The organism is Xenorhabdus miraniensis, from assembly GCF_002632615.1.
In genome coordinates this window covers 168,559-190,424 of sequence record NZ_NITZ01000004.1, presented here as the reverse complement: position 1 = coordinate 190,424, position 21,866 = coordinate 168,559, and the positions used below count along the sequence as shown (strand labels likewise).

The following is a 21,866-nucleotide window of genomic DNA, read 5'->3' as shown; positions in this document are numbered from 1 at the left end:
CTTGGGTAAAGAGTTGACGAACTGTACAAACGCAGCAGTCAGAATCTGTACAGTCAAGTTTAGAACCTATCCCATTCGGGAATTTGATTTGTCAATGACGCCCCAAGGGACAGGCTCTTATTCCTGATGTTGCTGGAGCCGCCTCAATGAACGCTCACGGCGAGTATGTTCACGAGTCAGATCCAATAAAACTTCTTCAATAAAGGCCAAATGGCGATGAGAAGCCTCTCGGGCTTTCTCCGGCTCTCTCGCCATAATAGAGCGAAAAATCTGAGCCCTGTGGCCACTAACGGCTGCCAACATTTCCTTGCGGGTATAGATGAATTCAAAATTGCGTCTGATATTTTGTTGTAACATTGGGATCATACAGCGCAATAAATGCAGCAATACCACGTTATGGGCAGCTTCCGTGACAACAAGCTGATATTGCAGGACAGCATCAGATTCCGCATTCACATCCCCACTTTGTTGGGCTTCTTGAATAGCAAAGTGGCTCTGCTCAATGCGCTTGAAATCTTCATCGGTTCCCCTAAGGGCTGCATAGTAAGCCGCAATACCCTCTAACGCATGACGCGCTTCCAGGAGATCGAACTGGGATTCTTGATTCTCTGCAATAAGTTGGACAAGCGGGTCGCTGAAACTTTGCCACAGGTTATTCTGTACGAAAGTTCCTCCCCCTTGACGACGGAAAAGAAAGCCTTTGGCTTCCAGTTTTTGAATGGCTTCGCGCAAAGAAGGACGTGATACTTCAAACTGCTTAGCCAGTTCACGTTCAGGCAGCAGTTTTTCTCCCGGGCGTAGCGAGCCTTCAAGAATGAGCTGTTCAAGACGCTGCTCAATCACATCTGATAACTTTGGTTGGCGAATCTTGCTATAGGCCATATCTGCTGTAAGCCATTCAATGAGTAAATGTTGCTTCGGACTATGTTATTTCGGACTATGTTATTTCGGACTATGCCGCTTTAAAACCATGCCCCAAATAACTCAACCTTAGTCACTAAACCTGAGTGACCAAGCCCTAGCTAACGAGGGTAAAGTAAATTGGTAATACCAATTTAGAATACAGGGTCTTAAAGTAACAAAGTATTCACTAGCTGTCTATAAAGACCTTGAGCTAAATCATAAAAATCTGCAAATTTTAACAAATTATTTTAAATTTTATTAGAAAATTATAACTAAAAAGGATTTTAAGGCGGGAAAATTTAGGACCATTTAACGTTTTTTAAACGTAATAAATAGGCAAACTGAAGCGTTATAGCATCAAAATATTTTGATAAAAATTCAATAAAAACGAATTAAAATTCAACTTTAAAATAGTCAAAGAACACTAGCCTATGTAAAAGCGCATAAATCAATCAACCTATCCAAAATAGAATAGGTAACTTTAAAACCAATGAATCACTGGCCTCCACAACATTTTTATCTACAACACTCCCCCTGCAATATTTCTTACAACAACATTTCTTAACAACAATATTTCTTAACAACAATATTTTTTAACAACAACAGCCTTCACATAATTGTTGTAAGCTATTGGAAATTATCAATAAGTTATTAAGCAATATACCCTATAGATTTCAAGTGATAGCAATTTGGTAAGTAAACCTAACCAACGAATTAACAACTTGAAAAATAAAGGGTATATAGCTGTTCAATTAAATCATTTATGGTTAAATTAACGCTCCATAAATCGTTAACAATGCCACAATAATCACAATCGTGAATGTCGCTTTTTTAGCTAACGTGACAGCAGCAACTGGCGTTTCTACAGCGTTAAGATGAGGTGCTTTACTGAGCGCAAATTGAGCCAGTTGGCTGACTACCTTATATTGCGATGTCCGAAAATCACTGAGCGATGCGATCCAAGCTGGCAAGGCTTTCTCACCATGCCCCAACAAAGCATAGGCAATACCTGCCAAGCGTGCAGGAAGCCAATCCAACCAATGCAGTATGCCATCAACCCCGGATTGCGCGCGCTGCACCACCGTTGCATGTTGTGCTAACCATCTTTGGTAAGCTCTAAGGCAACCGTAACCCATCAAAATGGCAGGGCCAAATTTTCCCCACACAATCAACCAAAAAATCGGTGCGAGATAATAACGGAAATTTATCCAGATTAAGGCATTCTGTATTTCACGTAATCGTTCATCCTTCGTGGTATCGGACACAGTTGCAGTGTTAGATGATGTTGTATCTGGCGGCGTTCCCTGAATCATCATCAAACGAGTAAGATGAATATTCTGCTGTTCGAAATCATCATGACGTACTGCTTGAAGATATCCACGATAGTCATGACGTAACCCTCCTGCGCCAATACATAACAAACTAATGATAATACTCAATAAAATCGCTGGAATACCAAAAGCAACAGTACTCGAAATATCAATAAGCTTCCAGGTTAATAAGGCAACCAGTAAGGTTATGACCAAACTGCCCCACAATGAATGTGATTTTATTCCGGCAAAAAGAGGGGATAAATAACGTTCCAACTGCCAATGGTCTCCCATTTTAAAAACACGTTCCCATGCCAGTATTAACAGTAGAATAAAGAGAGTCATCCAACTCACTCCTTCAATAGTTGTCGATAGTAATCCCAATAAAAATATGGTCCTGGATCAGTCTTTCTACTCGGGGCAATATCACTGTGTCCTACAATATTATCGTGGATATCAGGATATTGGCTGATAAGTAACCCGGTGATTTTCGCCAGTTTAATGTACTGAATTTCAGTAAATTCCTCGTAATCCGTACCTTCCAACTCAATGCCTATCGAAAAATCATTGCATTTTTCACGGTCACAGTAGCAGGAAACACCAGCATGCCAAGCTCTTTTATTGAAAGGCACATATTGAACAACTTCCCCATCGCGCCGGATTAGGCAGTGGGCAGAAACACGCAGGTGTTTGATCTCATCAAAAAAAGGATCATCATTTGGGTTCAGTGTCCCCATAAATAATTGATCAATATAAGGGCCACCAAATTTTCCGGGAGGTAAGCTAATGTTATGAATAACCAGTAATGATGGAATTTCATCTTCTGGACGCAGATCACAATGTGGAGAAATAACTTTTCTTGCAATATCAATCCACCCTTCATGCAGTTTCATTCTTTTACTTCTCCCTTAATAATTCAATATCACGCTGTTCCGGCCAATTATCTTAATTCACAGCTCATGTGACTACTTAAAGTGTAACAGCTTAACATGTCAACACCTTCCATTGACCAAGATTGATGGCGTTTTTTATTTACGATCACGTTCGAAAATTTTTTGCAAAAAAATGTAACACATTATTATTTTTTTCAAACCAACTCCATAAATATAGCTAAAGCTATTTTGTTTTCCGCTGTTTACTTCATGCTTACTCATATCTGCATTTATCATTTATCTGCGACCAAATTTGATAGCCAATACAAATAAGCATAAGGAAGAAAAATGAATCAACATGGATTTACATTAATAGAATTGATGGTTGTTATGGCAATTATATCTATCCTCGGCGCAATTGGTATTCCCAGTTATCAGGGATACATCCAGAAAGCAGCATTGACCGATATGTTGCAAGCTCTTGTGCCTTATAAATCCGGCGTGGAGCTTTGTCGCTTTGAGACTGAAAATTATAGGGACTGCCATTCTGGACAAGCGTCCATCCCATCAGGTCACAATAGTCGCTATGTCAGTACTATCACAGTAAAAGAGGGTGAAATAACGGTCGTAGGGCAACAAAATCTCAGCGGACTTAACGCCATTTTAAAACCAACTCAAGATACGAAAACAGGTATCACACAATGGAATACTATTTGTGAGTCTAAAAATGAATCATTAAAACTAAAATGTCAGGAAACCTTAAAATTCTAAAAACATAAAATAACCTTTTTAAAATAAGCGGGTTAAATAATTAACCTATCAAAGGAATATAATTAATGATAAATAAGGAAAATCTCTTAATGGAAAGAGAAGTCAAGGAATTATGTCAACGGCACCAGTCGATTATTATAAAAAAAGACCCCCAAACTATTACTATTGCCTGTAGTAAATCACCCAATGAGGATTTCATCGCTGCATTGCGTTTTATTTCCGGCTTAATTGTTAATATAGACATCTGGCCAGAAGCAAAAATAGAATCACTGCTGATGCAGGAAAAACCCGTCATATCAGAAGAGCATCACTGCGCAGAAAATAATGGAGATAAATCTTATCGCATTGATAGTCTGGATAATCGCTATTCCAATCATCATATGGTGCAAACAAACGGTTTTCAGGATGAGGATATAGATACGCCTGTTATTCAGTTAATCAATCAAACGATATTAACCTCGATCCAAAAAAGGGCTTCAGATATTCACTTTGAGCCTTCTCAACGTGGTTATCAAATACGCATCCGAGTTGATGGCATATTACATGACATGCACACTCCACCAGCTCAAATGAATACCCGTATTCCCGCCCGTTTAAAAATCATGGCAAAACTCAATATCGCCGAAAAACGCCAACCTCAGGATGGGCAATTTGATTGGAGCGATAATACAAATAACGATAATACAAATAACTATGCAATACGCATATCAACACTACCAACCTTGCATGGGGAAAAAATAGTTCTGCGTATTTTAAATACCATACACCAGTTGTCCCTGGAACAACTGGGTATGCCTGAATCACAGTTACAGTTGTTAAAACAGAAGATCCATTTACCACAAGGAATGATTTTGGTAACCGGTCCAACGGGGAGTGGAAAAACTGTCTCGCTCTATAGCTGCCTGCAATATTTAAACCAAGCTAAAAAGAATATCTGTAGTGTCGAAGATCCCGTTGAAATTCCATTGAACGGCATCAATCAAACATCTGTAAATAATAAGATTGGGCTGGATTTTGCCAAAGTTCTCAGGGCATTATTACGCCAAGATCCCGATATCATTATGGTTGGTGAGATTCGTGATAATGAAACTGCCGAAATATCAATGAAAGCAGCGCAAACGGGGCACTTGGTTTTATCAACACTGCATACCAACTCCACCATTGATACTTTATCCCGCCTGCAAAATTTGGGAATTTCTGGCTACACAACAGCGTCATGCGTGAAGTTGATTATTGCACAGCGACTGGTTCGTAAACTCTGCCCCCATTGCCGCCAGCAAGACCTAACGTCCACCATCATACCCAACCTTATCAGTAAGACAGAAACTCTTCCCTTATCTGCAAAGCAACTTGTCTCTATCAGAAAGTGGAATGCCGTTGGTTGTGACTACTGTTTTTCTGGTTATTACGGCAGAACAGCTATTTATGAATTTCTCGAAATAAAACCAGAACTCCAGCAAGCAATGATGTCTGAACATGCAAGCAGTAACATTTCACATTTACTTGCCTCACAACAGGATTCAACTCTTTTTTCAGCAGGGTTGGCATTAGCGGAAAAAGGAATAACCACCCTTGAAGAGATTTATCAAATTACAGGCCATGAGACAGTATGAAAATAGAATATATTTACCAATGGCAAGCAATTAATAATAAAGGAAAAATTACCAAGGGAGAAAGCATCGGCCACAACAAAAAAAGTGTATTTCAACACTTAAGTTATCTCGATTTACAACCCTATTCGATTAAATGCAAAAAAGTCATTCATTACAGTGAAAAGGAAGTTGCTTATCGCCTACATTTTATTCATCAGTTAAGCTCATTACTGACCTCAGGAATTCCTCTACTTCGGGGGTTAGCTATCTTATTACAAGAATGCAAACATGCACTTTGGCGATGTGTATTAACAGACATGATTCAGAAAATTAGCCAAGGTGAGCCATTCTCCACAACACTGGAATATTATCCAAAATTATTTCCTCCCTTATTCAGCCAGATTATTGCTGTAGGAGAACAGACAGGCCAACTTGAAAATTGCTGTCAATTAATCCTTCATCGGCTGGAGCAGCAAGATACGTTAAGGAAGAAAATTCAAAAGGCTTATCGTTACCCTTTGATTGTCGCTTTTGTGAGTATTCTCGTAGTCATCCTGATGTTGGTTTTTGTCTTACCGGAATTCCGACATGTTTATTCTTCATTTAATGCGACTTTGCCTTTGTTAACTCAGTGGGTTTTATCAAGTTCTGATTTCTTAATTCAGCATGGCGTACTATTGTTAGTAATAATATTGATATCACTGATTGGTTATCTGTGGTTACGCCATCACTTTCCCATCATGCAAACAAAGGAAAAAATGTTCCTGCTGAAACTTCCCCTGTTTAAGCAACTCACGATTTACCAGCAAACCAATCAAATATTCCATATTCTATTCATGACCCAGAAAGCAGGGTTAACACTCACAACGGGGCTGGAATGCGCACTTAATGCCACTCACCACCCTGTTTTTATCACTGGCATAAAATATTTACATCGGCAAATCCAACAAGGAATTCCAATGAGTGATGCTTTAAAAAACGCAAAGTATTTCCCTTCTTTATGTCAACAGTTTGTCACTATAGGTGAAGAATCTGGGCAATTAGAGTTATTTTTATTTAATCTTGCAAAATGGTATCAGGAAAAATCCATCAACCTCGCTGATAGTTTAGTTCAATTACTTGAACCTCTATTGATGTTGATAATGGCACTGATTGTTGGTTTATTATTGCTGGCCATGTACCTGCCTATTTTTCAATTAGGCACAATATTATCTTAACAATATATTTACATATCAGGTTATTTTTTCTCAGGAGCAAAAAGCAGAAGCATTAGACAATGAATTTCAGGTTACAGCGTGGTGTTAGAGAACGTATCCCAAGGGGCATAGTTAATATAGTGAATCATGTGGCTTGTAAAAAAGCGTATTTAACAATTCAACTTGGAAGGTGGGAGGGATATACGCGTTTGTTTATAGCTCATAAGCCTCCCTTGGGTTACAATTTAATTATGCTATCAGAAATATTTTAAGGGATAGAATGGCTTATATTGTTGCACTCACAGGTGGAATTGGTAGCGGTAAAACGACTATCTCTAATGTATTTTCATCCCTTGGTGTTCCTCTTGTTGATGCTGATATTATTGCCAGAGAAGTTGTTGCTCCTGGCACTCCCGCATTACAGGCAATCACAGAACACTTTGGTCCCGACATATTATTAGCCGATAGCAGCCTTAACCGCGCCCTGCTGCGCCAAAAAATTTTTGCTGCCCCGAAAGAAAAGCAGTGGATCAATGCACTCTTACATCCGCTGATACAAAAAGAAACACGCAAACAACTGAACCAAGTTACTGCGCCCTATGTTATTTGGGTAGTTCCCCTACTTATTGAAAATAATTTAACGCATTTAGCAGACCGTATTTTAGTTGTTGATGTCCCAGAAGAAACACAGATAACCCGAACGATAGCTCGTGATGGCGTGAACCGTGAGCAGGTCGAAAATATTCTGGCTGCACAAGCCAGCCGTCAGGCCAGACTGGAAAAGGCAGATGATGTCATCATTAACCACAACGACGGGCAAAATATTACTTCCCGTGTGGTCGAACTACATCAACGATATTTAAAACTAGCAAAATCAGTCAGACAGGAAAACCATAATGAGTGATGCAACCTCCACTATTATTTTTGAACATCCACTCAATGAAAAAATGCGTTCATGGTTGAGGATTGAATCTTCACTGCAACAGTTGGAAAAACAACGCCATCTGGATTCTCAGGCGAGTAGCCTCGCGTTTTTCCGTACAATTGCCGAATTAATTGAGATCTTAGAACGTGGTGAAGTTCGCTCTGAGTTATTGAAAGAACTCGACCGTCAGCAGGCAAAATTAAAACAGTGGCTCTGCGCTCCCAATGCTGATACGGCAATGATCCAGAATCTGGCAGAACAACTTAAGGGACGCAGTATTGCTTTGAATCAAGCCCCAAGACTGAGCCAATACATCAAAGAAGACCGCGTTATCAGTCTGGTGCGCCAACGACTCAGTATCCCCGGAGGATGTTGCAGCTTTGATTTGCCAACACTGCATCTGTGGCTGCATTTACCCCAATCTGTCAGGGACGAATCCGTAAAAAACTGGTTAGATAGCCTTCGTCCATTACAACAAGCACTGGAAAGCATTTTAGGACTCATACGCCATTCAGCGGCATTCACGCCTAAAACCAGTCACAATGGATTCTATCAGGGAAATGCTGATGAGGCAGATTTATTGAGATTAAAGCTAGATGTTGTGTTGGGTGCGTTGGTTTATCCACAAGTCTCTGGCTACAAGACACGTTTTGCCATCCGTTTCTTGCCTATGGATAGTGAACATGGCGTTGTGCCTGCCCATTTGTCATTTGAATTAGCCTGCTGTTAACATAGAATTCAAATTTAGCAGGAGAAAGTAAGATGTCTGAAGTGTTGACTGTCGAATGCCCTACATGCGGCAACACGGTAATATGGGGGGAAATTAGCCCGTACCGCCCATTTTGCAGTAAACGTTGCCAATTAATCGACTTAGGCGAATGGGCCAGCGAAGAAAAGAAAATACCGAGCCAGAGCGACAGCTCAGAGAATGATAACTGGAGCGAAGATCCAAATCTGGATAAGTAATATCGCCTAACTTCGGTTATGAGCGCTATTTCAGTTATAACAGCTAATGCAGTAGCGCCAGTGATATTTGGCGCTGCTGCATAATGGGCCGACTATACTATATCTAACAAATAGCCAATTAATGAACTTCTAACCAATAAAGAGCTAATTCGAACCCTCTTTCGTCAGTAAATCCACAATACTGCGGTTTGCTGGGGGGAATTCATCAGCAATTAATTTTGATTGCAAAACCCAGCGAGAAGGTTGCCCTTCTTTACCAAATGGCTCATCTTTCCATTCATCGACCAGAAAAAAGTAGAGCGTGATTCTTCTGTCAGGAAAATCATGTTTGATGGTATCCATTATTTCACTATGAGTTACCGTGATACCAACTTCTTCCTTTAGCTCTCTGATTAATGCCTGCTCAGGCGTTTCTCCCTGTTCAAGTTTCCCCCCCGGAAACTCCCAAAAACCACCCATATGTGAATCAGCACTACGCTGCGTGATAAAAATCTCATCATTGCTATTTTTAATGATACCTGCTGCAATATGCAGATGTTTTTTTTCCATAATCGCTTTTCTTGCTGTTGATTATTTAACTTAGGTGATTATCTCTTGCAGACTACATTAAAATTAGCTTAAATCGCAAACTTGTATTTCATTCAATGTTTAGCCGGTTTTCACCGCGTTTTATTACCCACAACCTCACTACATCAATCCTATCATGTAAAAACAAATTGCAAACAGTGTAAGAAATTAGCCTACAAATAGATTCAAACGACTCTTTTAAAGATTAAGGAAACACCGTTTATGCAAAATGATGTTCAATCATTAATCGAAGCAAGACAAATTGCCTATCAGTTTTCTGGTGAAACAAAGCCTCTCTTTTCTGGCATTGATATGTTTTTAAATACAGAGCAACACGCGTTAGTGGGGCGTAATGGCATTGGTAAATCCTGGCTGGCATCAATATTGGCAAAACAGACATCTCCCACAGAAGGCAATGTGAAACATTTCTGTGATGTGGGCTATTTGTCACAGGGATTAGCATCTTTTTCTGGTAATGCTGCCGATATGTTGGGATTGACCAAAATCATGAGTGCCAATGAGCGCGTTCTGGCAGGCGTTGGTGATGACGCAGATTTTGATGTTATGGAAGGTCACTGGGATTGGCAATTTCAGACTGAATCTCTGCTTGCAGAAGGTGAACTCAATCCAAACATATTAAATCAGCCTTTTGATTCCCTCAGCGGTGGTGAGCAAACACGGATCAGGCTATTAGCACTAAAACGGCAAGGTGCTGGTTTTATGATTCTGGATGAACCAAGTAACCACCTTGATCGGCAAGGGCGCCTTTGGTTGTCTCAATGGCTGGGAACTTTCAGCGGTGGTATTTTGCTGGTAACCCATGATACCCGACTTTTACAACATGTATCGATTGTTTATGAACTTGGCGGATTGGGGTTATCTCGTAGTATCGGTGGGTGGGAAACTTGGCTGGAAAGTAAGGAACAACTGAGGCTCGGTATTCAACGCGAAGTGGATCAAACTCAAAAAAATCTGAAACAAGTTTTGCGTGATAAGCAAAAGGACCATGAAAAAACCAGTAAAAGGCAAAGTCAAGGCAAACAAAAACGAGAAAATGCCAATCAAGCCCAAATCCTCCTTGATCGTCAACTTGGGCGCTCGGAAGCCACGCTGTCACGGCAAGCAATACAACACAAAGAACGGATTCAAAGAAGCTCATCACTCGCTACAGACGCCAGAACGAAACTGGAAATTATCGACCCATTATCAATCGTAGTTGCAACCCCACAAACGGCTACCGCTCCCCTACTTTACTTACAAGATGTCATCTTACCTTTTGGTTCAGGATCTCCTATCAGTCTGACTATCAATAATGATGAACGCCTTGCTGTCGTTGGCAAAAACGGCAGTGGAAAATCAACCTTATTAAAGGTGATGGCAGGGGATTACTTGCCTAAACAGGGCACTTGCCGAATGACACCTTCGTATCGCTTAATGGATCAACATTTTTCGTTTCTCGATAAAACTCAATCTGCGCTATATAACTTTCAACGGCAGTCACCGGGTTGGACTGAAGATCGCTACCGTACTCGATTGGCACAATTACGTATTCGTGGCGAAGAAGCTCTGAAGCCTGTCGGCTATCTGAGTGGAGGAGAACAGCTTAAAGTCGCGCTGGCTTGCCTGTTCTGTGGGCCATATGCACCTGCCCTATTGTTATTAGATGAACCAGATAATCATCTGGATATTGAATCACGTGAATTACTTCAAAAAGCATTGCATGATTATACTGGCGCAATGGTACTTATTTCCCATGACGATAAATTCATTGAAAATATAGGCAATATGCAGGAATTGGTATTGAAGAGTGACGAAAAGGCGACGATTTAATCGTCAATATAATAAAAACCCTCAACTCTATTGAGCGAGGGTTTGAGCTGTTTTTTGCTAATGGTGATGCGCCATTAGCAAAATTAGTTTTAATTATAAGCGGCCGTGACAATGTTTATATTTTTTGCCAGAACCACATGGGCATGGATCGTTGCGGCCAACTTTACGCTCCCCTGTTGCCATCTGAGCTTCAGCTTCTGACATCAACGCTCCCTGCTCAATTTCATGGCTCAGGTGCTGCTTTCTTGCCAGACGTTCAGCTTCCTCACGACGCTGCTGCTCCAACGCTTCAACTTCTTCTGGCATTCTGACTTGAACTTTGCTCAACGTGCTGATCACTTCATATTTCAGTGATTCCAGCATATTGGAAAACATGGCAAAAGATTCACGTTTGTATTCCTGCTTTGGATCTTTCTGAGCATAACCGCGCAGGTGAATACCTTGGCGCAGGTAATCCATCGCTGCCAGGTGTTCTTTCCACAATGTATCCAAGGTTTGCAACATGATGCCTTTCTCAAAGTTACGCATCATTTCTGCATTGACAATTTCTTCTTTCTGTTTATAAACCTCAATCGCTTTCTCCAGAATGCGCTCACGCAGCGTTTCTTCATGCAGTTCAGGTTCTTTATCCAACCATTCTTTAATTGGCAGCTCCAGATCGAAATCGTTGACTAAACGTTCCTGCAATCCTTCAACATCCCACATTTCCTCCAGTGATTGTGGTGGAATATAAGCATCAATCGTGGCCTTGAAGACATCCTCACGAATGCTGGCAATAGTTTCACTAACATCACTTACATCAAGCAAATCATTACGTTGGGCATAAATCGCTCGACGCTGATCATTGGCAACATCATCATATTCCAGTAATTGCTTACGGATATCGAAGTTACGGCTCTCAACTTTACGCTGAGCATTAGCAATTGCTTTAGTCACCCATGGGTGTTCAATTGCTTCCCCTGGCTGCATACCAAGTTTACGCATCATGCCGGTAACGCGGTCAGAAGCAAAAATGCGCATCAAAGAATCTTCCATTGACAGATAGAAGCGCGAAGAACCCGCGTCTCCCTGACGTCCCGCACGACCACGTAACTGGTTATCAATACGGCGGGATTCATGGCGCTCTGTACCAACAATATGTAAACCACCCGCAGCCAATACCGCATCATGGCGCTCTTGCCACGCTGCTTTGATTTTTTCGATTTCTGCTTCAGTTGGATTTTCCAGTTTGGCAATTTCTGTCTGCCAGCTTCCGCCTAACATGATATCGGTACCACGCCCCGCCATGTTAGTCGCAATAGTCACCGTGCTGGCCTGACCTGCCTGAGCAATAATGTCAGCTTCCATTGCATGGAATTTTGCGTTCAAGACGTTATGTACAATACCGGCTTTAGCGAGAGCATTAGAAACAAGCTCTGATTTCTCAATTGAAATGGTCCCCACCAAAACGGGTTGACCATGGCTTGTACGTTCTTTGATATCTTCAATGATCGCCTCAATTTTTTCTGCTTCTGTCATGTAAACCAGATCAGGTAAATCCTGACGGATCATCGGGCGGTTTGTTGGAACGACGATGGTATCTAATTTATAAATGGAGCTAAATTCAAAGGCTTCTGTATCGGCAGTCCCCGTCATTCCTGCCAGTTTTTCATATATACGGAAATAGTTCTGGAATGTGATCGAGGCCAGTGTCTGGTTTTCATTCTGAATTTCAACACGCTCTTTGGCTTCCACCGCCTGATGAAGGCCATCAGACCAACGACGACCTTGCATGGTACGCCCGGTATGTTCATCAACAATGATGACTTCACCATCTTTGACAATATAGTCTACATCACGGGTAAACAACGCATGGGCGCGCAGAGCAGCCGTCACATGGTGCATGAGCATAATGTTGGTCGGAGAATACAAGGATTCACCTTCCTCCATCAATTTGGCTTCCACCAATAACTCTTCAACCAGTACCAGACCACGTTCTGTCAAATTGACTTGGCGTGTTTTTTCATCGACAGAGAAGTGTCCTTCACCCTGGAATGTATCTGAATCCTCTTTTTCTTGACGGATCAGTTTCGGGATCAACTTATCCACTTTGATATAAAGTTCAGAGCTATCCTCCGCAGGCCCGGAAATAATCAATGGGGTGCGAGCTTCATCGATCAGAATGGAGTCCACCTCATCCACCAGCGCATAATGCAATTTACGTTGGACCCGCTCTTCTGGGCTGAACGCCATGTTGTCGCGCAAATAATCGAAACCATACTCATTGTTGGTGCCGTAAGTAATGTCAGCGGCATAGGCTTCTCGTTTTGCTGGCGCTGGCATACCAGGCAAGTTAATGCCCACTGTCAGTCCAAGAAATTCAAACAGTGGACGATTATTTTCAGCGTCACGTTGTGCCAGATAGTCGTTCACGGTTACAACATGGACACCGCGTCCGCTCAAGGCGTTAAGATAAGCCGGCAATGTTGCGGTCAGTGTCTTACCTTCACCAGTACGCATCTCTGCTATGCAGCGTTCATTCAATACCATCCCGCCCAGCAACTGCACATCAAAGTGACGCATACCAAATACACGTTTACTGGCTTCACGCACAGTCGCAAACGCTTCCGGCAGAATTTTATCCAGTGACTCTCCTTCTTTCAAACGAGCACGAAATTGCTCTGTTTTCGCTTTCAGTTCTTCATCAGAGAGTTTTTCAAAATCCGGCTCCATACGGTTGATGACATCAACCACTTTGCGTAAGCGACGCAAAGTACGATCATTACGGCTACCAAAAATTTTCGTTAGTAATTTAATCAGCATAATTAGTACATCTCAGAAAAGGCTACTTCTTCTGTAACCAATCAATCATTTCCTAAAAACTGTCTTAATTAAAAGAAAAACAAGACAGAAACATTAAAGCAAAGATAATTGATTGGATATCGGCCCTGCCCTGATGCCTTGCGTTTTGGCTACCCAGAGTGCTGGAGTATGGGTATCAGGACGCACAACTTTCATCATTGCAACATCTGAGATAGCCTCATCAAATGGCATTGGTGCCTGAGTCAGCATGGCATACAACGTATCCAGCATAAGTTGCTGCATGGATGGAGAAATGGATGGAGAAGAAATCCGAGTACTTTCTTTTGCTGCTTCGTACTTAACAGGTTCCGTAATCGAAAAAGCAAAAGAAAGTTGACGGATGACATTACGAACAGCATGTTGCTGCCAGTAATTTAAATAATTCGAGGGTTGACGCTGAGCACTTTTTAGTTGAAATAAGTGTAATTGGAACAAATGCTCAAACGAGGAAAAGGCTTGATTTTGGTTTTCTTGGGTAGAGGAAGTGTTTGTATGGGAAAGACTTTCTGTCACTCCGGCAAAAACAGTAGGAACACCAATCCCTGTAGCAACCATGCCCAGTAAAAGGTGAGACCAAAAATAACGCCTACCAAATTGTCGCCAAAGATTTAAAATACTCATTAATCCTTCATTAATAAATACTGGAACTGCCTTTATTATGCGAGATAGCCGCCCACAATCACTAGATACGCTATTTGAAGACGCGGCGACTGTCGGGAAAAGCCCGCTTCAAGTTATTCAAAGACATGCCATCGCATTATTGAAACTCAACCGTGCCGTTCTCAGTTTGCTTCCTGCTCAATTACACCCATGGTGCAGGGTCGCCAATTATCGCAAACAAATTCTGGTACTGGAAGCAGGAAATGCCAGTTGGATGACCCGGCTTCGTTATGAAATCCCCGTTTTGCTCTCTACGCTAAGGAGCGAAATTCTACCATCTTTATCCTCAATCGACATCAGGATTAATCCATCATTAATGATTAAGTGTGATAATAATGCTCAGAGTCTTTCAGGATCGTCAACAAAGGCATTCAATAATGATAATAAGGAATTACCAAAGCGCCAGCTCACTCATGAAAGCGCAAAAACATTAATGATGTTGGCTGAACATAGCCCTGAGAAATTGAAAAGAAGATTGGAACGATTGGCTGCGCTGGCCGGAGAGGGTACCAGTACAGCCAAGAAAAAGCGCTAACGCTGAATAAAAAACATCAGCGAAAGGAGCGTAATAGATAACATAACCCACTGGTGCATCATCGGAATGTTCTCAACACTCTTTACCAAGACACATGTTGCCAAGACACATGTTACCAACACACATGCTAGCAATACACACGTTAGCCATTATGCCAACACTAATGATGGAGCACGGAAAGCCAGTGGCATTTCAGCTTCATCTTCAAATGTGACAAACTCCCAAGCGCTTTCCTGCGCCAAAACTGTTTGTAACAGTTTGTTGTTCAAAGCATGGCCTGATTTGAACGCAGTAAATGCGCCAATGATGTTGTAGCCACACATAAACAGATCGCCGATTGCATCCAGCATTTTATGGCGCACAAATTCATCTTCGAAGCGCAACCCATCTTCATTGAGTACGCGATAATCATCTACTACAATCGCACAATCGAAGCTGCCGCCAAGGCACAATCCTTTAGATTGCAGGTACTCAATATCGCGCATGAAGCCGAAAGTACGCGCACGACTGATCTGGCGAACAAATGAATCTGCTGAGAAATCCAGAGCATAACGTTGTGAGCTGGAATCGATCGCGGGGTGGTTAAAGTCAATGGTAAAATCGAGACTAAAACCGTGATAAGGCGACAATTCAGCCCATTTATCGCCCTCTTCCACACGAACGCTCTCTTTCATGCGCACGAATTTTTTCGCGACATTCAGCTCTTCAATACCCGCATCCAATAGCAGGAAAACGAACGGGCTAGCGCTACCATCCATAATCGGGATTTCTGGCGCATCGACTTCAACAACGATGTTATCGATCCCCAGCCCTGCCAACGCAGCATTCAAATGCTCAACGGTTGAAATCCGTACATTATGCTCATTCACCAGACAAGTGCAGAGCATGGTATCGCGTACAGATTTAGCATTTGCCGGAAAATCTACCGGAGGATTCAGGTCAGTACGACGATAGATGACCCCGGTATTAGCCGGTGCTGGACGCATTGTCAGCGTGACTTTCTTACCGGTGTGCAAACCGACGCCGGTCGCTTGAACAATACGTTTTAATGTCCTTTGTTTGATCATCATTTATATCTCGCAATGTTACTTATCCCGCCAATCACTATAAAGCATGACTGGCAGGATAGTTTAGCACAAAAAGCGGAGAAACCAATTTTTTAGCAATCAATCAGCCTGCTTGCGTAAAAATGCAGGAATGTCCAGATAATCAGGCTCCTTGCTTGTATGCGTACTCTGGTCATTAACGACTTTAGCTGCCGGTTTGTTCTCATCAGACAACGAAGGAATGCCACCAGGCATCTGCTGGTAACGGCGATCCATCGTGTTTGCCTGAGGCGCTTTGTTGTTGGTCACCAGCGTAATTTCTGGACGTTTATCCATTCCGATACCGGTAGCCACGACAGTAACGCGCAACTCATCGTTCATATCTGGATCCAGTGACGTACCGATAACTACCGTTGCATTATCAGAAGCAAATGCACGGATTGTGTTACCCACCGTTTCAAATTCATCCAGTCGCAGGTCAAAGCCCGCAGTAATGTTAACCAGAACGCCGCGTGCACCAGAAAGATCAATATCTTCCAGCAATGGGCTGGAGATAGCCATCTCTGCTGCTTCTTCCGCTCGATCTTCACCTTGTGCAATACCAGATCCCATCATGGCGTAACCCATTTCAGACATCACGGTACGAACGTCGGCAAAGTCAACGTTCATCAGTCCCGGGCGGGTAATCAGCTCGGCAATACCCTGTACCGCTCCTTTCAGAACGTCATTGGCTGCACCGAACGCATCCAACAGGGAAATACCGCGACCCAGAACTTTCAGTAACTTATCATTTGGAATGGTAATCAATGAATCCACATGTTTGGACAGTTCAGTGATCCCTTGTTCCGCGAAGGCCATACGTTTTTTGCCTTCAAAATTAAATGGCTTAGTGACAACAGCAACAGTCAGGATGCCGAGTTCTTTAGCAATTTCGGCCACAACAGGGGCCGCCCCGGTTCCTGTACCCCCCCCCATGCCTGCGGCGATGAATACCATGTCAGCACCTTCCAGTGCGGTACGCAATGATTCGCGATCTTCTTCCGCAGCAGTACGGCCAACCTCAGGGTTTGCTCCAGCACCCAATCCTTTCGTAATGCCGTTGCCAATCTGGATAGTCTGACCAACAGCCGTCTTACGCAGCGCCTGAGCATCAGTGTTAACCGCAAAGAAGTCTACACCTTCAATACGCTCACGCACCATGTGCTCTACAGCATTACCGCCGCCGCCGCCGACGCCGATGACTTTAATCACCGCGTCGTTGGTTAATTCCAGTGGTTCAAACATAATTTCTCTCCGTTTTGTGCCTTTATATCAAGGCCGGCGACATTGTCGTAGCCTCTGTATAAAAAATCAAAATTCTTTTCTCAGCCAGTTACTGACTTTCTTAAACCAGCCGCTCACTGACGTTCTTTTATCGGCATCAGAATCTCCCCCAAGGTGAGATTCTTTGCCATAATGCAGAAGCCCAACTGCTGTTGAGTAGCAAGGCTCCTGCACATAATCTGTCAACCCAGTGATGTTCAGGGGACGGCCAATGCGCACTTGGGTATGGAATACCCGCTGAGCACAATCGGCAAGACCATCAATCTGGGCTCCTCCGCCTGTCAGGACAATCCCTGCTGCCAGGTGGTGTTTTACGCCCTGCTGACGTAATTGCTCCTGCAATCGCAAGATTTCATCGTTTACTAAATTCAGCAGTTCGGTATAACGAGGCTCTATTACCTCAGACAATGTCTGACGTTGCAAACTACGGGGAGGACGACCTCCCACACTTGGGACTTCTACACTCTCATCCTTGCTGACTATTGAACCCAACGCGCAGCCATGGCGAACCTTGATGGTTTCCGCATCACTTGGGGGAGTACCAAACGCATAGGCGATATCACTGGTCACCACATTGCCTGCGTAAGGAATAACCTTGGTATGACGCAATGCACCGCCAGTGTATACAGCGATATCCATCGTGCCGCCGCCAATATCAACGACACACACTCCCAATTCACGCTCATCTTCCGTTAACACAGCATAACTTGCTGCCAGTCCGGCAAAAATAAGTTGGTCAACTTTCAGACCACAACGTTCAACAGCTTTTACAATATTCTTCGCCATGTCGTTATGGCAGGTAATCAAGTGGACTTTTGCCTGCATACGCACACCGGATAGCCCGACTGGATTTTTGATCCCTTCCTGATAGTCAATCGCATATTCCTGTGGGATCACATGCAGAATACGGTGTTCATCACGAACACGAACCGATTTGGCCGTATGCACAACGCTGTCCACATCATCCTGTGTAACTTCTTCATCCGAAATCGGCACCATGCCAATTTCGTTTTGGCAACTGATATGTTTGCCGGAAAGCGCCAGATAGACTGAAGAGATTTGGCAATCTGCCATAAGTTCAGCCTGATCAATGGCTCGCTGTACGCATTTAACGACCGACTCAAGATCGTTGACACCGCCTTTATCCATGCCGCGAGATGGGCAACTTCCTACTCCGATAATATTAACCATACCATCGGGCAGAATTTCACCAACCAGGGCAGATACTTTTGCTGTCCCGATTTCAAGACCAACTACCAATTTTCTGTCCGTTGATTTGATCATCGTTATTCTGCCTGTTTCTGTATTATTACCAGTCACTGTTTGTTTTCTTGCCCGTTCATTGAAACCGGCGTATCAGTTAATAAAGGAGCCCAACCTACCGCAGCACCGCTGTCATAACGTAAGTCAACATAGTCCACGCGCTTTTCCGTGTTTTTCAGCAACACAGGATAAAGTTCAACAAAACGTTTCATTCGCTCCATTTTATCTCGATTTCCTAACTCCAATCGGATACCGTTATCCAATATCAACTGCCAGGAGTTGCGTGCTGTCATGATCACCGTTTTCAATTTGATTTGGTGTCCTTCAAGCAAAGCCGCCATTATACGGTATTCATCCAATACGTCTTTTTCTCTGCCTTCTGGCCCCTGTAGCATCGGGTATTGCCCGTTTGCACTGCGTTCCATCGGCAAGCTGAATACCCGGCTTTCTGCATCCAGCATTTGGGTGTCATTCCAGCGCGCATAAGGAACGTATTCTACCAGATGTATTTTCAGTTCATCAGGCCATTGTTTACGTACAGTGACCTGCCGAATCCATGGCAGTTGTTCAATCTTTTCTTGAATGACGTTGACATCCTGAGTCATAAATGTCTTGGGTGCCCCCAAAGACAAAATAGCCTGCCTGACATCATCATTCGTGGTGTAATGGCGTTCACCAGTCAACACCAGTTTTGAGAGCGGTAATCTGTTCGAATCCTTCATCCAGTCCAAGGTCATCCAGCCTCCCCATATGATGATACCAATCACCATCAGGAAGAAGATAATCCCTACCAGATAATAACCATTACTGGGACGAGCTCTCTGAGCTTCGCTCTCCCGCTCCCGGAAATTCCGGGCTGCCTGTGACATATCAATCAGCCAATTCCAAAATTCTCGCTACGAGTTGAGAAAAATTGAGTCCTGCCTGACGCGCAGCAATGGGTACCAGACTATGGCTGGTCATGCCCGGGGAAGTATTCGCTTCCAACAGGTAAAAGTTACCATTGCCATCGTCCATAATATCGATTCGTCCCCAACCACTACATCCCAATGCTTTGTAAGCCCTTGAGGCGATATCCGTCAACTCCAGCTCTTTTTCCGCACTTAAGCCGCTTGGGCAGAAGTATTTTGTTTCGTTGGAAATATATTTCGCATCGTAGTCATAAAACACATCCGGAACTTGGATACGGATAGAAGGAAGCGCGTCATTCCCCAAAAAACCCACGGTATATTCAGGCCCAAACAACCATTTCTCAACCAACACATTCGTGTCGTACTGAAATGCCAATTCCAATGCGCCACGCAATTCGGAATAGTCATTCACTTTAGTCATCCCTACACTGGAACCTTCCAGATTAGGTTTAACCATTAATGGCAGGCCTAATTCTTGAACATACTCTTTGAGTTGAAAATCATTAACTTGTTCAAATTTTTGAGCATTAATTGCGACATAAGGAGAAACCGGCAGTTTTGCCCCTTGCCATAGATGTTTTGTGCGCAGTTTGTCCATTGACAAGGCAGAGGCCATAACACCACTGCCGGTATAAGGAAGTTGTAAAAACTCCAACAAACCTTGCAGGGTGCCATCTTCACCACCACGACCATGTAGCGCGATAAAAACTTTACTGAATCCTTCTTCCTTGAGTTTAAGCACATCAAAGTCTTTTGTATCAACTGAGTGGGCGTCAATACCGGCTTCTTTCAGCCCTGCCACAACAGCGTGTCCTGATAGCAGTGATACCTCACGTTCAGCAGATGTTCCACCTAACAGAACGGCGACTTTATCAACCATGATGTTCTCCCTCATTAAAAGATGGCTGTAATTTTGTTTCAGCCAGATTGCGCGCTATTTTACCGATATTACCGGCACCCTGTACTAATACTAAGTCATTGTTTTCTATTAATTGTGACAGCATAACTGAAATTTGCTCAGGTTCTGACACGAAAATCGGATCCAATTTTCCACGGCTACGGATAGTACGGCATAACGAACGGCTATCCGCCCCAGGAATAGGCGTTTCACCTGCTGCATATACATCCAGCATTAATAAAACATCTACCTGATTCAGAACATTGGCAAAATCATCATATAAATCACGAGTTCTTGAATAACGATGTGGCTGGAATACCATCACTATACGTTTATCCGTCCAACCAGCCCGTGCAGCTTTAATCGTAGCGTCAACTTCAGTTGGATGATGACCATAATCATCCACCAACATCACACTGCCTTCTTTCCCATTGATATGCTTGAGGGAAAACTCTCCAAGAAAATCAAATCGACGCCCGGTTCCCTGAAACTCTGCCAGTGACGCCAAAATAGCAGCATCATTGATGCCCTCTTCTGTTGCTACAGCTACAGCAGCCGTCGCATTCAACGCGTTGTGACACCCCGGTGCATTTAACACCACATGCAGATCTGGCAAATCATGCCGGCTGATAGTGAAGAATCCCTGTGCTCCCTTCTGCTCATAGTGAGTAATACGAACGTCCGCTTCCTCGCTAAAACCGTAGGTTGTGATATAACGCCCAATCCGGGGAATGAGTTCTTTTACAACAGGATCATCAATGCACATCACCGCCCGACCATAAAACGGCAGATTATGCAGGAAATTAACAAACGTCTGTTTCAGATTTTCGAAGTCTCCCTGATAGGTATCCATATGGTCTGCTTCGATATTGGTGACCACTGCCATCATGGGTTGCAAGTGTAAAAATGACGCATCACTTTCATCAGCTTCTGCAATCAGGTAACGACTGCTACCTAAACGGGCATGTGTGCCTGCGGCCTTCACTAATCCACCATTAACAAAGGTTGGATCAAGACCCGCTTGTGCATAAATACCTGCAATCATGGCTGTTGTAGTCGTTTTTCCATGCGTTCCTGCAATGGCAATGCCATGACGGTAACGCATCAGCTCTGCCAGCATTTCGGCGCGGCGAATCACTGGAATGCGCGCTTCACGAGCCGCAATAATTTCTGGGTTATCCGCAGGAATAGCTGTGGATGCAACGACGACACTGGCATCCCGCACGTTTTCCGGGCGGTGATTAAAATAAATAGTTACGCCCAGTGCAATCAGTTGTTGTGTGACAGGATTGGGCGCCAGATCAGAACCACTTATCTGATAACCTTCATTAGCCAACACCTCGGCGATACCACCCATGCCAGCACCCCCTATGCCAACAAAGTGGATATGCCTGACTTTTCTCATTTCAGGCACTGAAGCTCTTAATTTCGCCAATTGTTGTGTATTCACGTTTTAA

At 43.2% G+C, this 21,866-nt stretch carries 20 protein-coding genes; 8 read left to right on the top strand and 12 right to left on the bottom strand.

The genetic code is table 11. From position 1 onward, the window contains the following. Window positions 1-117: 117 nt before the first annotated feature. The 3 genes from pdhR to ampD all read right to left on the bottom strand — a co-directional run bounded on the left by pdhR (window position 118) and on the right by ampD (window position 3,106). The gene (pdhR, locus tag Xmir_RS05940) at window positions 118-882 is read right to left on the bottom strand and encodes a pyruvate dehydrogenase complex transcriptional repressor PdhR (RefSeq protein WP_099113479.1); all 765 of its coding nucleotides are present in this window, start codon (window positions 880-882) and stop codon (window positions 118-120) included. 788 nt (window positions 883-1,670) lie between these two features. Beyond that, the gene (ampE, locus tag Xmir_RS05935) at window positions 1,671-2,558 is read right to left on the bottom strand and encodes a beta-lactamase regulator AmpE (protein WP_099113478.1); all 888 of its coding nucleotides are present in this window, start codon (window positions 2,556-2,558) and stop codon (window positions 1,671-1,673) included. A gap of 5 nt (window positions 2,559-2,563) precedes the next feature. Next, a complete protein-coding gene (gene ampD / locus Xmir_RS05930; protein WP_099113477.1) occupies window positions 2,564-3,106 on the bottom strand; it encodes a 1,6-anhydro-N-acetylmuramyl-L-alanine amidase AmpD in 543 nt (180 codons plus the stop codon). Between the two features lie 327 nt (window positions 3,107-3,433). Here ampD and ppdD point away from each other — a divergent pair, with 327 nt between their 5' ends. The 6 genes from ppdD to yacG all read left to right on the top strand — a co-directional run bounded on the left by ppdD (window position 3,434) and on the right by yacG (window position 8,535). Continuing rightward, complete coding sequence (gene ppdD, locus Xmir_RS05925) at window positions 3,434-3,856, top strand: prepilin peptidase-dependent pilin (RefSeq protein WP_099113476.1); 423 nt, start codon at window positions 3,434-3,436, stop codon at window positions 3,854-3,856. A 65-nt stretch (window positions 3,857-3,921) separates the two neighbouring features. Next, window positions 3,922-5,469 (top strand): type II secretion system protein GspE, encoded by a 1,548-nt coding sequence (gene gspE / locus Xmir_RS05920; protein ID WP_099113475.1) that lies wholly within the window; start codon window positions 3,922-3,924, stop codon window positions 5,467-5,469. Next, complete coding sequence (hofC, locus tag Xmir_RS05915; protein WP_099113474.1) at window positions 5,466-6,665, top strand: protein transport protein HofC; 1,200 nt, start codon at window positions 5,466-5,468, stop codon at window positions 6,663-6,665. Before gspE ends, hofC begins: the two co-directional genes overlap by 4 nt. Window positions 6,666-6,924: 259 nt before the next feature. Beyond that, window positions 6,925-7,548 (top strand): dephospho-CoA kinase, encoded by a 624-nt coding sequence (gene coaE / locus Xmir_RS05910; protein ID WP_099113473.1) that lies wholly within the window; start codon window positions 6,925-6,927, stop codon window positions 7,546-7,548. Next, the gene (zapD, locus tag Xmir_RS05905) at window positions 7,541-8,299 is read left to right on the top strand and encodes a cell division protein ZapD (protein WP_099113472.1); all 759 of its coding nucleotides are present in this window, start codon (window positions 7,541-7,543) and stop codon (window positions 8,297-8,299) included. The genes coaE and zapD overlap by 8 nt, the downstream gene beginning before the upstream one ends. Window positions 8,300-8,331: 32 nt before the next feature. After that, entirely contained in the window at window positions 8,332-8,535 is a 204-nt protein-coding gene (yacG, locus tag Xmir_RS05900; protein WP_047963090.1) for a DNA gyrase inhibitor YacG, read from the top strand. A 144-nt stretch (window positions 8,536-8,679) separates the two neighbouring features. Here the strand turns inward: yacG and mutT are convergent, their stop codons facing one another. Continuing rightward, window positions 8,680-9,084, bottom strand: coding sequence for an 8-oxo-dGTP diphosphatase MutT (gene mutT, locus Xmir_RS05895; RefSeq protein WP_099113471.1), 405 nt, complete (start codon window positions 9,082-9,084; stop codon window positions 8,680-8,682). 240 nt (window positions 9,085-9,324) lie between these two features. Here mutT and Xmir_RS05890 point away from each other — a divergent pair, with 240 nt between their 5' ends. After that, window positions 9,325-10,932, top strand: a complete 1,608-nt coding sequence (locus Xmir_RS05890; RefSeq protein WP_099113470.1) for an ATP-binding cassette domain-containing protein — start codon at window positions 9,325-9,327, stop codon at window positions 10,930-10,932. Window positions 10,933-11,025: 93 nt separating this feature from the next. On the opposite strand, the gene secA is transcribed toward Xmir_RS05890, so the two are convergent. Both secA and secM read right to left on the bottom strand, forming a co-directional pair. Beyond that, window positions 11,026-13,734, bottom strand: coding sequence for a preprotein translocase subunit SecA (secA, locus tag Xmir_RS05885; protein WP_099113469.1), 2,709 nt, complete (start codon window positions 13,732-13,734; stop codon window positions 11,026-11,028). 93 nt (window positions 13,735-13,827) lie between these two features. Then, window positions 13,828-14,394: a secA translation cis-regulator SecM gene (gene secM, locus Xmir_RS05880; RefSeq protein ID WP_099113468.1), complete on the bottom strand. Its 567-nt coding sequence runs from the start codon at window positions 14,392-14,394 to the stop codon at window positions 13,828-13,830. A 37-nt stretch (window positions 14,395-14,431) separates the two neighbouring features. Here secM and Xmir_RS05875 point away from each other — a divergent pair, with 37 nt between their 5' ends. Then, on the top strand, window positions 14,432-14,968 hold the full coding sequence (locus Xmir_RS05875; RefSeq protein WP_099113467.1) for a DUF721 domain-containing protein: 537 nt from the start codon (window positions 14,432-14,434) through the stop codon (window positions 14,966-14,968). Window positions 14,969-15,117: 149 nt separating this feature from the next. Here the strand turns inward: Xmir_RS05875 and lpxC are convergent, their stop codons facing one another. The 6 genes from lpxC to murC form a co-directional block, all read right to left on the bottom strand. Then, a complete protein-coding gene (lpxC, locus tag Xmir_RS05870) occupies window positions 15,118-16,035 on the bottom strand; it encodes a UDP-3-O-acyl-N-acetylglucosamine deacetylase (protein ID WP_099113466.1) in 918 nt (305 codons plus the stop codon). Window positions 16,036-16,134: 99 nt separating this feature from the next. Next, window positions 16,135-17,298 (bottom strand): cell division protein FtsZ, encoded by a 1,164-nt coding sequence (ftsZ, locus tag Xmir_RS05865; RefSeq protein WP_099113465.1) that lies wholly within the window; start codon window positions 17,296-17,298, stop codon window positions 16,135-16,137. Window positions 17,299-17,364: 66 nt separating this feature from the next. Then, complete coding sequence (gene ftsA / locus Xmir_RS05860) at window positions 17,365-18,621, bottom strand: cell division protein FtsA (protein ID WP_099113464.1); 1,257 nt, start codon at window positions 18,619-18,621, stop codon at window positions 17,365-17,367. Window positions 18,622-18,653: 32 nt separating this feature from the next. Next, a complete protein-coding gene (gene ftsQ / locus Xmir_RS05855) occupies window positions 18,654-19,469 on the bottom strand; it encodes a cell division protein FtsQ (RefSeq protein ID WP_099113463.1) in 816 nt (271 codons plus the stop codon). Window position 19,470: 1 nt separating this feature from the next. Further along, complete coding sequence (locus tag Xmir_RS05850; protein ID WP_099113462.1) at window positions 19,471-20,391, bottom strand: D-alanine--D-alanine ligase; 921 nt, start codon at window positions 20,389-20,391, stop codon at window positions 19,471-19,473. Then, complete coding sequence (gene murC / locus Xmir_RS05845) at window positions 20,384-21,859, bottom strand: UDP-N-acetylmuramate--L-alanine ligase (protein WP_099113461.1); 1,476 nt, start codon at window positions 21,857-21,859, stop codon at window positions 20,384-20,386. Before murC ends, Xmir_RS05850 begins: the two co-directional genes overlap by 8 nt. Window positions 21,860-21,866: the final 7 nt, after the last annotated feature.